The sequence below is a fragment of the Phenylobacterium sp. genome (assembly GCF_036821595.1).
GTDB lineage: Bacteria > Pseudomonadota > Alphaproteobacteria > Caulobacterales > Caulobacteraceae > Phenylobacterium.
Genome location: NZ_DAISJG010000022.1, coordinates 36,836 through 45,614 on the forward strand (window position 1 = coordinate 36,836; position 8,779 = coordinate 45,614).

At 71.8% G+C, this 8,779-nt stretch carries 10 protein-coding genes; 3 read left to right on the forward strand and 7 right to left on the reverse strand.

Features of this window, described 5'->3' with window-relative positions:
* Positions 1-2: 2 nt before the first annotated feature.
* From V7Z97_RS11915 to V7Z97_RS11925, 3 genes are read right to left on the reverse strand one after another with little or no spacing between them, the layout of a single operon-like run.
* Positions 3-902 (reverse strand): cell division protein FtsQ/DivIB, encoded by a 900-nt coding sequence (locus tag V7Z97_RS11915; protein WP_442958031.1) that lies wholly within the window; start codon positions 900-902, stop codon positions 3-5.
* The gene (locus tag V7Z97_RS11920) at positions 838-1,815 is read right to left on the reverse strand and encodes a D-alanine--D-alanine ligase (protein WP_334163645.1); all 978 of its coding nucleotides are present in this window, start codon (positions 1,813-1,815) and stop codon (positions 838-840) included. The genes V7Z97_RS11915 and V7Z97_RS11920 overlap by 65 nt, the downstream gene beginning before the upstream one ends.
* Complete coding sequence (locus V7Z97_RS11925; RefSeq protein WP_334163646.1) at positions 1,812-3,224, reverse strand: M20/M25/M40 family metallo-hydrolase; 1,413 nt, start codon at positions 3,222-3,224, stop codon at positions 1,812-1,814. Before V7Z97_RS11925 ends, V7Z97_RS11920 begins: the two co-directional genes overlap by 4 nt.
* Before the next feature lie 102 nt (positions 3,225-3,326).
* Here V7Z97_RS11925 and V7Z97_RS11930 point away from each other — a divergent pair, with 102 nt between their 5' ends.
* Positions 3,327-3,770 carry a PaaI family thioesterase gene (locus tag V7Z97_RS11930; RefSeq protein ID WP_334163647.1) on the forward strand — a complete coding sequence of 148 codons (444 nt, stop codon included), beginning with the start codon at positions 3,327-3,329 and terminating at the stop codon, positions 3,768-3,770.
* 35 nt (positions 3,771-3,805) lie between these two features.
* Here the strand turns inward: V7Z97_RS11930 and murB are convergent, their stop codons facing one another.
* A complete protein-coding gene (gene murB / locus V7Z97_RS11935; RefSeq protein ID WP_334163648.1) occupies positions 3,806-4,708 on the reverse strand; it encodes a UDP-N-acetylmuramate dehydrogenase in 903 nt (300 codons plus the stop codon).
* A complete protein-coding gene (gene murC, locus V7Z97_RS11940) occupies positions 4,705-6,126 on the reverse strand; it encodes a UDP-N-acetylmuramate--L-alanine ligase (protein WP_334163649.1) in 1,422 nt (473 codons plus the stop codon). Before murC ends, murB begins: the two co-directional genes overlap by 4 nt.
* A gap of 124 nt (positions 6,127-6,250) precedes the next feature.
* Between murC and V7Z97_RS11945 the strand changes: the two genes are divergently transcribed.
* On the forward strand, positions 6,251-6,769 hold the full coding sequence (locus V7Z97_RS11945) for a DUF4142 domain-containing protein (RefSeq protein ID WP_334163650.1): 519 nt from the start codon (positions 6,251-6,253) through the stop codon (positions 6,767-6,769).
* Positions 6,766-7,089, forward strand: coding sequence for a cupredoxin domain-containing protein (locus tag V7Z97_RS11950; RefSeq protein WP_334163651.1), 324 nt, complete (start codon positions 6,766-6,768; stop codon positions 7,087-7,089). Before V7Z97_RS11945 ends, V7Z97_RS11950 begins: the two co-directional genes overlap by 4 nt.
* A 15-nt stretch (positions 7,090-7,104) precedes the next feature.
* Here V7Z97_RS11950 and V7Z97_RS11955 read toward each other — a convergent pair whose 3' ends face one another.
* Both V7Z97_RS11955 and murG read right to left on the reverse strand, forming a co-directional pair.
* Positions 7,105-7,539 (reverse strand): response regulator, encoded by a 435-nt coding sequence (locus V7Z97_RS11955; RefSeq protein ID WP_334163652.1) that lies wholly within the window; start codon positions 7,537-7,539, stop codon positions 7,105-7,107.
* Positions 7,540-7,617: 78 nt separating this feature from the next.
* Entirely contained in the window at positions 7,618-8,712 is a 1,095-nt protein-coding gene (murG, locus tag V7Z97_RS11960; RefSeq protein WP_334163653.1) for an undecaprenyldiphospho-muramoylpentapeptide beta-N-acetylglucosaminyltransferase, read from the reverse strand.
* Positions 8,713-8,779: the final 67 nt, after the last annotated feature.

Genomic DNA, 8,779 nt, shown 5'->3' on the forward strand with positions numbered 1-8,779 from the left:
CCTCACGCGCCTTCTGCGACGAGCTGACCGGCCGGAGCCGTCTGGCGGGGCCGCACGGCGACCACGTCGGGGTTGCGCAGGTCGATGCGCTCGAAGCCCAGCTCGAGGATGTGCGAGCGCTGGTCGAGCTGCTCGAGCTGCATCAGGGCCTCCTCCTCGCCAACGGCGGGGAGCTGGATGATCGAGCCATCCTTCAGCCGCAGGTCCCAGCGGCGGTTGTCGACGCGCACGAGGGCCTCCATGCGTTCCATCATGCGCGGGCGCTGGGCCAGCGTCGGCAGGATACCGGGGGCCATCTCAGCGCCGCCGGCGCCGACGATCAGCGGGAGCGTCGGGAAGCGGCCGGGGTCGGCCTCGGGGATCGGCTGGCCGCGCTCGTCGATGACCACCGTCCTGCCGGCGTGCTGCCACACGGCCAGCTGATGTCGCTCGACGACGGCGATGACAAGGGTGTCGGGCAGCAGCCGCACGATGCGCGCCTCCTTCACCCAGCCGACCTTCTCCACCTGCTGGCGCACGGCCTCCAGGTCGAGGCCCAGGACCGGCTGGTCCCGATAGACGCCGGCGGCGGCGACGATGTCGGGCGTGGCCATGGGCGAGGCTCCCTCGACGTGCACGGCGCGAAGCCGGAAGCCGGCCTGGCCGAACCGCTCGTCCACGCCGGCGGTGATCGTCTGGGCGATCCGCTCGCCGCGGCCGCCGGTGGCGAGCACGCCGACCAGCGACAGGGCGAGCACGCCGGCGGCGGCGATCAGGGCGTGCTTCGGAGAGAGGCCGGCGCCGGCCGGGCGCGGCTGCGCGGACGCGGCCGGCCTGCGGGCCGGCGCGCGTTTGGGACTAGGGGGCGACTTGCCCCGAGGCCTCGCCTGAGCTTGCGATCCTCCCCGCACCGCTGCGGGCATAGGCGTCCTCCGTGATCCACAGCACCAACTGGTCGAATCCCACGCCCTGCGCCGCCGCCTGCTCGGGGACGAGCGAGGTGGGCGTCATGCCGGGCTGGGTGTTGACCTCCAAAAGGACCATGATGTCGTTAATGTCGTCATAACGGAGGTCCGACCGGGTAACGCCCCGACAACCAAGTGCGGCGTGCGCCATCTCGGATAGTTTCTTCGCCTTCTCAATGGCCTGCGGCGGAATCCTCGCCGGCACCACGTGCTCGGACCCCCCCGCCCCGTACTTGGCTTCGTAGTCGTAGAAGGCGGTTTTCGGCACGATTTCGGTAACCGTCATCGCCTTGCCGTCCATCACCCCCACCGCCAGCTCCAGGCCGCGGACGTAGGGCTCCACCATCACCTCCTCGCCGAAGGTCCAGGACGGGGCGACGACCTCCTGCGGCGGGGTGTTGGCGCCCTCGTGGACGATGAACACGCCGACCGAGGAGCCCTCGGCGTTCGGCTTCACCACATAGGGCGGCTCGATCACGTGGCGGGCGGCCACGTCGAAGCGGTTGAACAGGCCGCCGCCGGGCACGGTGACGCCGGCCGCCGCCAGGACCGCCTTGGCCTTGGCCTTGTCCATGGCGAGCGCCGAAGCGAGCACGCCGCAGTGGGTGTAGGGGACCTGCAGGGTCTCCAGCACGCCCTGGACGCAGCCGTCCTCGCCCCACTCCCCGTGCAGGGCGTTGAAGCAGACGTCCGGCTTGAGCTGCGCCAGCACCTGGGCGACGTCGCGCCCGGCGTCCACGCGGCTCACCTTGGCCCCCAGCCGCTCCAAAGCGTCGGCGCATTCGCGGCCCGAGACCAGGCTCACCTCGCGCTCGGAGGAGGGACCGCCCAGCAGGACGGCGACGTGATGTCCGGACAGGGGAAGGCTCACTTCGTCTCCTTGGCGGTTTGGGCTTCCGCGGCCAGCCGGCGGAAGTCGATGTCGCTGTCGGCGACCGTGTAGAGGAAGGCCGCCCACACGGCGACGTTCTGGGACAGCTCCGCCGGATCGATCTTGTCGAGGGTGTCGTCGGCGGCGTGGTGCAGGTCGAAGTAGCGGCTCATGTCCTGGTTGAAGTCCACGAAGGGCGTCCCGGCGGAGATCAGGCCCGAGACGTCGGCGCCGCCGAAGCGCGGCGGCTCGCGGCTCACCACCACCTTCAGGGGCGCGATCGCCGCTTCGAACGCCTTCATGGCCGGATGGCTGCGGCTGCCCGCGGGCAGGCTGAGGCTCCAGATGCGGCCCGCGCCGCCGTCGCTCTCGCCGACGACGACCATCTTCGGGACCTCGGCCCGGTTGGCCTCCAGGTAGGCGCGCGACGACCCCCCCTGTTCCTCCGAGCCCCACATGACCACGCGGACGGTCCGCTTCGGCGGGCCGAAGCTGGCGGCCAGCTTCGCCGCGGCGGTGGAGATGGCGATGCCCGCCGCGTCGTCCACTGCCCCCGTGCCCGGGTCCCAGGAGTCCAGATGGCCGCCGACGACCAGCACCTCGTCCGGCCGCTCCCGGCCACGGATCTCGCCCACGATGTTGTAGGCGGGCGACTTCGGGTTGCTGGTGGACTGCATGGCGAGCTTCACCGTCACCGGCTTCCCCCGGGCCACGAGGTTCTCCAGCAGCTCGGCGTCAGGAGGCGACAGGGCCGCGGCAGGAATGCCGCCCGCCGCCGCGCCGCCGGTGTGCGGCAGGCGCGTGTCGTCGGTGGAGAGCGAGCGGATCAGGTAGCCCACCGCCCCGCGTTTCGCCGCCTCGACCGGGCCCCGGCTGCGCTGGGCGTTGACGAAGCCGTAGCTGGAGCCGTCCTGGGTGCGAGGCATCTTTTGGGTGACGACGGCGATCTTGCCCTTCAGGGCGCCCTCCGGCTGGTCGAGCATCGCCTGGTAGGTGCGGAAGAGGACAATCTCGGCGGTGAGGCCGCCCTTCGGCGTCGGGCTGGAGTTGCCGAGACCCAGGATGTGCAGCTTGTGCGGCACGGGTCCGACCACCTCCGCCGACTCCGGTCCGCGCGACCAGGTGGGCGTGGTGAAGCTCTCCACCCGCACGTTCTCGAAGCCCAGCTCGCGGAACTTCGCCACCGCCCAGTCGCGGCCGCGGTCCATGGCGGGCGAGCCGGTCATCCGCGGGCCGACCTCCGTGGTCAGGGACTCGGCGATCGCCCAGGCCGTGGGATCGGTCAGGGCCTTGTCCCGGATTGCGGCGGCGTTGGCGGCGAGATCCTGCCCAGCAAGGTCTTGGGCAGCGGCAGGGGCGGCGGCGGCGACCACGAGGGCGGCCGCGGCGAGGAAGGCTGGAATGCGCATGTTTTCCGGGTGCGCCCCTGGAAGATTCCCGTCAAGCGCACTGCTGCCAGCAGGCTGTCAGCAGCCGATGGATAGGCTGTGGGGGATCGAAGGAAACCGCCCATGACGCTCGTGCAGGCGCGCTCGCGCCCGGCCACCGCCCTCGACGCCCTGCCCCGCCCGCCGTGCGCCGAACTGCTCGGCTGGCAGGTGGCGGTCGCCCGCCCCGCCGACGGCTGGATCCGCATCGCCTTCGAGGCGCGCCGCGAGTTCACCAACCCCGCGGGTTTCGTCCAGGGCGGCTTCCTGGCCGCCATGCTGGACGACACCATGGGCCCGGCGGTCTTCGCCCACACCGAGGGCCGGCTCTACTGCCCGACCATCGACCTGCACGTGAGCTTCCTCAGCCCCGCGAAGCCCGGCCGCCTCTACGGCGAGGGCCAGGTGGTGCAGCTCGGGCGGAGGATCGGCTTCGTCGAGGCGAAGCTGATGACGCCGGAGGGCGAGGTGGTGGCGCGGGCGAGCGCAAGCTGCCGGCTGGTGGAGGCGGCGAAGGCGCTGGGGTGAGACGGGTGCGGAGGCCCGCCCCCTCCACCAGAAGGTCAGGGCTTGCCGATCCGCTTTATTTCCCAGTCGATGTCGACCCCGAACTTGGCCTTCACGTCGGCGCGAACGGCTTCGCCGAGGCCTTCCAGGTCGGCGGCTGTGGCCTCGCCCGTGTTGATCAGGAAGTTCGAATGCAGCGGCGAGAACATCGCCCCGCCGAACAGCCTGCCGCGCCAGCCGGCCTCGTCGACCAGCTTCCAGGAGGAGTGGCCCGGCGGGTTCTTGAAGGTGGAGCCCCCGGTCTTCTCGCGGATCGGCTGGGTCTTCTCCCGCCGCTCGGTGATCTCGTCCATGCGCTGCTGGATGGCGGCCGGGTCGTCCGGCCGGCCCTCGAACAGGGCGCCCGTGAAGATCAAGGGCTCCTTCGCCGCGCGGGCGGACTTGCGGTAGCTGTACTCCAGGTCGGCGTTGGAGAGCGTCAGCCGCTCGCCCGCGCGGGTCAGCGCATAGGCCTCGACCAGCACGTCCCTGGTCTCGGCGCCGTAGCAGCCGGCGTTCATGACCAGCGCACCGCCGATGGAGCCCGGCACGCCGCGATAGAACTCCAGCCCCGCGATCCCCGCCTTGCCGGCCTCGCGGGCGAGCGTCGCGTCCAGCACCGCCGCGCCGGCGAAGATGCGGCTGTCGCCGCGCGGCTCGACGCGGGCGAAAGCCTTGCCCAGGCGGACCACCACGCCGTCGACGCCGCCGTCGCGGACCAGGGTGTTGGAGCCGACGCCGAGCACGGTGAGCGGGACCTCGGCCGGCAGGCTCTTCAGGAAGGCCGCCAGGTCGTCCTCGTCCTCGGGCAGGAAGATCACCTCGGCCGGGCCGCCGACGCGGAACCAGGTGAAGGGGCCGAGCGGCTCGTCGCGGAGCAGCTTGCCGCGGACGGCGGGCAGATCGTCGGCCCAGCTCATTCGGCGGCTTCGCCGAGCGCGGTGAGCTCGCCCGGCAGGGCGTAGGACCAGCTGGTGATGTCGCCGGCGCCCAGGAGGACGACCACGTCGCCCGCCCTGGCCTCCTCGCGCACCAGGGCGGCGAGTGCGGCGGGGCTCTCCAGCGGCAGGGCGCGGCGGTGCCCGAAGCGCTTGAGGCCGGCCACCAGGGCGTCGCGGTCGACGCCCTCGATCGGCGACTCGCCGGCGGCGTAGACGTCGGCCACCAGCACGGTGTCGGCGTCGTTGAAGCACTGGCAGAAGTCGTCGAACAGGTCGCGCAGGCGGGTGTAGCGGTGCGGCTGGACGACGGCGATCACCTTGCCCTCGGTGACCGCGCGGGCGGCCTTGAGCACCGAGGCGATCTCCACCGGATGGTGGCCGTAGTCGTCGACCACGCGCACGCCGTTGGCGACCCCGGTGGTGGTGAACCGCCGCTTCACCCCGCCGAAGCCGGCCAGGCCCGTGCGGATGGCGTCGGGCGGAACGCCCAGCTCGCGGGCCACGGCGATGGCGGCCAGGGCATTCTGGACGTTGTGCAGACCGGCCATCGGCAGGTGCAGGTCGTCGATGGAGAGCATGCCGCCCTCCCGTGGCTGGATGACCACGCTGAAGCGCGCGCCGTCCGGCCCCATGCTGACGTTGTGCGCCCTCACCTCCGCCTGGGGGTTCACGCCGTAGGTGACGAGCCGGCGGTTCTCCACGCGGCTGGCCATGGCCTGGACCTCCGGATGGTCGATGCAGACGGCGGCGAAGCCGTAGAAGGGGATGTTCTCCACGAAGTCGCGGAACGCCTTCTTCACGGCCTCGAAGTCGCCGTAGTGGTCCAGGTGCTCGGGATCGATGTTGGTGACCACGGCGACCGTGGTCTTCAGCTTCAGGAAGGTGCCGTCGCTCTCGTCGGCCTCGACGACGATCCAGTCGCCCGCCCCGACCTTCGCATTGGTGCCGTAGGCGTTGATGATGCCGCCGTTGACCACGGTGGGGTCGAGGCCGCCGGCGTCCAGCAGGGCTGCGACCATGGAGGTGGTGGTGGTCTTGCCGTGAGTGCCACCCACCGCCACCGAGAACTGCAGGCGCATCAGCTCGGCCAGCATCTCGGCCCGGCGGACCAGGGGCAGGCGCCGCTCGCGGCCGGCGACCATCTCCGGATTGTCGGGCTTCACGGCGGTGGAATAGACGATGGCGTAGGCGCCTTCGACATTGGCCGCGTCGTGGCCGATGAAGATCTTCGCGCCCAGCTTCTCCAGCCGCTCGGTGTTGGCGCTGGCCTTCGCATCCGAGCCCTGCACCTGGTAGCCGGTGCGCATCATGATCTCGGCGATGCCGCTCATGCCGATCCCCCCGATGCCGATGAAGTGCACGGGGCCGATTTCGAAGGGGACGGGGCGGCGAGTCATGGAGTCCTGCTAGCCCAACATCGCGCCGGGGGGAACCGCGGCCGCGGGAACCTTTGCGGCGCCCTGCCATCCAACGGACAGCGCGCAGCCCTCAAGGCCGCGCTCCAATCCTGCGGAGATATCCATGTTCAAGTCCACCCTCCTCGCCGCGGCGCTCGCGGCCGCCCCGTTCGCCGTCCACGCCCAGGCCGCGGCGCCGAACGACGCCCAGATCGCCCACATCGCCTACACCGCCGGCCAGATCGACATCGCCGCCGGGAAGCAGGCGCTGGCCAAGTCGAAGGACAGGGCGGTGCGCGAGTTCGCCCAGTCGATGGTGCGCGACCACACGGCGGTGAACGACCAGGCGCTGGCGCTGGTGAAGACGCTGGGCGTCACGCCGCAGGACAATCCGACCAGCCAGGCGCTGTCGGCCGACGCGGCCGCCAAGCTGAAGTCCATGGCCGCGCTCGACGGGACCGCGTTCGACCGCGCCTACCTGGCCAACGAGGTCGCCTTCCACCGGACGGTGAACGGGGCGCTCCAGTCCACCCTGATCCCGAACGCCAAGAACGGCGAGCTCAAGAGCCTGCTGCAGACCGGGCTGAAGCTGTTCAGCGAGCACCAGGCGCACGCCGAGCAGGTGGCGCAGGCCGCGCGATGAGACGGCGGGAGGTCGTCATCGCGCTGGCGGCCGCCGCGTTCGGCGGGGCGGCTTCCGCCGCGCCGGCGCCGCGGGTCCGGACCCTCACCATGAAGGACATGGTGTTCGGGCCGGTTCCGGCGGACCTCAAGGTCGGCGACGTGGTGATCTGGGCCAACGACGACATCTTCCGCCACACGGCGACGGCGCGGGACGGCTCCTTCGACGTCGACCTGGCGCCGAAGGCCCGCAAGCGGATGACGCTGACGAAGGCGGGCGCCATCCCCTTCTACTGCCGCTTCCATCCGGGGATGACCGGCCGGCTGACGGTGGCGAAGTAGATGCGGGCGGCGCCGTCAGGCGGACTTGCGCTCGTCCGCCGCGTCGGGCGGCGAAACGCACCGCAGGATCGCCTCGAGCAGGCGCGAGACCAGGATCGGCTTGGTCACGAACTCGTCGAAGCCGAGCTCCAGGTACTGCGCCCGGGTGCGGGACAGGCTGTCGGCGGTGAGCGCGATGACCGGGGTGTGCCGCTCTGGACCCAGCGAGGCGCGGATGCGGGCGACCACCTCCAGCCCCGACATCTGCGGCATGTGGATGTCCATCAGCACGATGTCGAACCGGCGGCGGCTGAGTTCGTCGAGCGCCGCCGCTCCGCTCTGCGCCTGCACGCCGTCGAAGCCGAAGGCCGAGAGGATCTCGCCGACCACCCTGAGATTCATCGGGTCGTCGTCGACGTGGAGGACCTCCAGCCGCCCTGGCTGACCCGGATCCGCCGGAACTCTACGCATCACTGTTACCCTGAACGCCCTGCGCCCCAAGGTTGCATAGAATGGATAATGCGCCGCTAACGCGCGGACACGTGTGGCTCAGCCGCGGGCGGTCTTCTCGACCACGTCGGCCAGGCGCTCGGCGGCGTCGGGGATGGCGACGGAGCGGGCGGCGGCGGCCATCCGCGCGAGCCTCGCGGGATTGTTCAGCAGCTTCTCCAGCGCGCTCGCCAGGCTGTCGACGGTGAGCTGGTGCTCGCGCGCCACCTCCGCCCCGCCGGCCTCGGCGAGCAGGCGGGCGTTCTGGCCCTGGTCGTCGTCGATGGCGATGGCCAGCGGCACGAGGATCGACGGCTTGCCGGCCACCGCCAGTTCGCAGACCGTGCCCGCGCCGGAGCGCCCGACGACCAGGTGGGCGGCGGCCAGCCGGCCGGCCAGGTCGCGGAAGAAGGGGGCGATCTCGGCGTTCACCAGGGCGTCGCGGTAGACCCGCCGTGCCACGTTCATGGACTCCGCGCGGGTCTGCTGCTGCACCACCAGGCGCTGGCGCAACTCCTCGGGCAGGACCTTGATCGCCTCGGGCACCAGTTCGGACAGCAGGCGCGCGCCCTGGCTGCCGCCGGTGACCAGCAGGCGCACCTGGCCGCCCGGCTCCGGCGGCGTGTAGGCGAGCTCGGCGAGCGCCCGGATCGCCGGGCGGACCGGGTTGCCGACCACGACCGCCCGGCCGGCCACCTTGGGCGGGGCCTTCTGCAGGGTCGGGAAGGCGCAGGCGACGGTCTTCACGTGGCTGGCCAGCATCCGGTTGGTCCGGCCCATCACCGCGTTCTGCTCGTGGATCACGGTCGGGCGGCGGTCGAGGATGGCGGCGACCAGGGCGGGCGCCGACGGATAGCCGCCGAAGCCGACCACCACGTTGGGGCCGATGTCGCGGAACTCGCGGCGGGCCTTCATCGCCCCGGCCATCACGGCGAAGCCGGCGCGGGCCATGCCGATCGGGTCGCCGGGCCTGTAGGTCGCCGCCGACAGACCGATGCGGCGCTCGGCCGGGAAGTCCTGGGCCAGGCCCGCCACCCGCTCGTCGGAGGCCAGCACGATGCGCCAGCCGCGGGCGATCAGCGCCTCCGCCAGGGCCTGGGCGGGAAACAGGTGTCCGCCGGTGCCCCCGGCGGCGACGACCGCGATCTTGTTCATGACCGGCCCGCCACTAAGCGAACGCGCCGGCCTTGGCGAGCCCTTCCGAGGGCAGGTAGGCGCCGGG

Coding starts and splice junctions, on each gene's coding strand:
- V7Z97_RS11945 (WP_334163650.1), top strand. CDS start 6,251: ATGTTCAAGTCCACCCTCCTCGCCGCGGCGCTCGCGGCCGCCCCGTTC.
- V7Z97_RS11955 (WP_334163652.1), bottom strand. CDS start 7,539: ATGCGTAGAGTTCCGGCGGATCCGGGTCAGCCAGGGCGGCTGGAGGTC.
- murG (WP_334163653.1), bottom strand. CDS start 8,712: ATGAACAAGATCGCGGTCGTCGCCGCCGGGGGCACCGGCGGACACCTG.
- V7Z97_RS11930 (WP_334163647.1), top strand. CDS start 3,327: ATGACGCTCGTGCAGGCGCGCTCGCGCCCGGCCACCGCCCTCGACGCC.
- V7Z97_RS11950 (WP_334163651.1), top strand. CDS start 6,766: ATGAGACGGCGGGAGGTCGTCATCGCGCTGGCGGCCGCCGCGTTCGGC.
- murB (WP_334163648.1), bottom strand. CDS start 4,708: ATGAGCTGGGCCGACGATCTGCCCGCCGTCCGCGGCAAGCTGCTCCGC.
- murC (WP_334163649.1), bottom strand. CDS start 6,126: ATGACTCGCCGCCCCGTCCCCTTCGAAATCGGCCCCGTGCACTTCATC.
- V7Z97_RS11925 (WP_334163646.1), bottom strand. CDS start 3,224: ATGCGCATTCCAGCCTTCCTCGCCGCGGCCGCCCTCGTGGTCGCCGCC.
- V7Z97_RS11915 (WP_442958031.1), bottom strand. CDS start 902: ATGCCCGCAGCGGTGCGGGGAGGATCGCAAGCTCAGGCGAGGCCTCGG.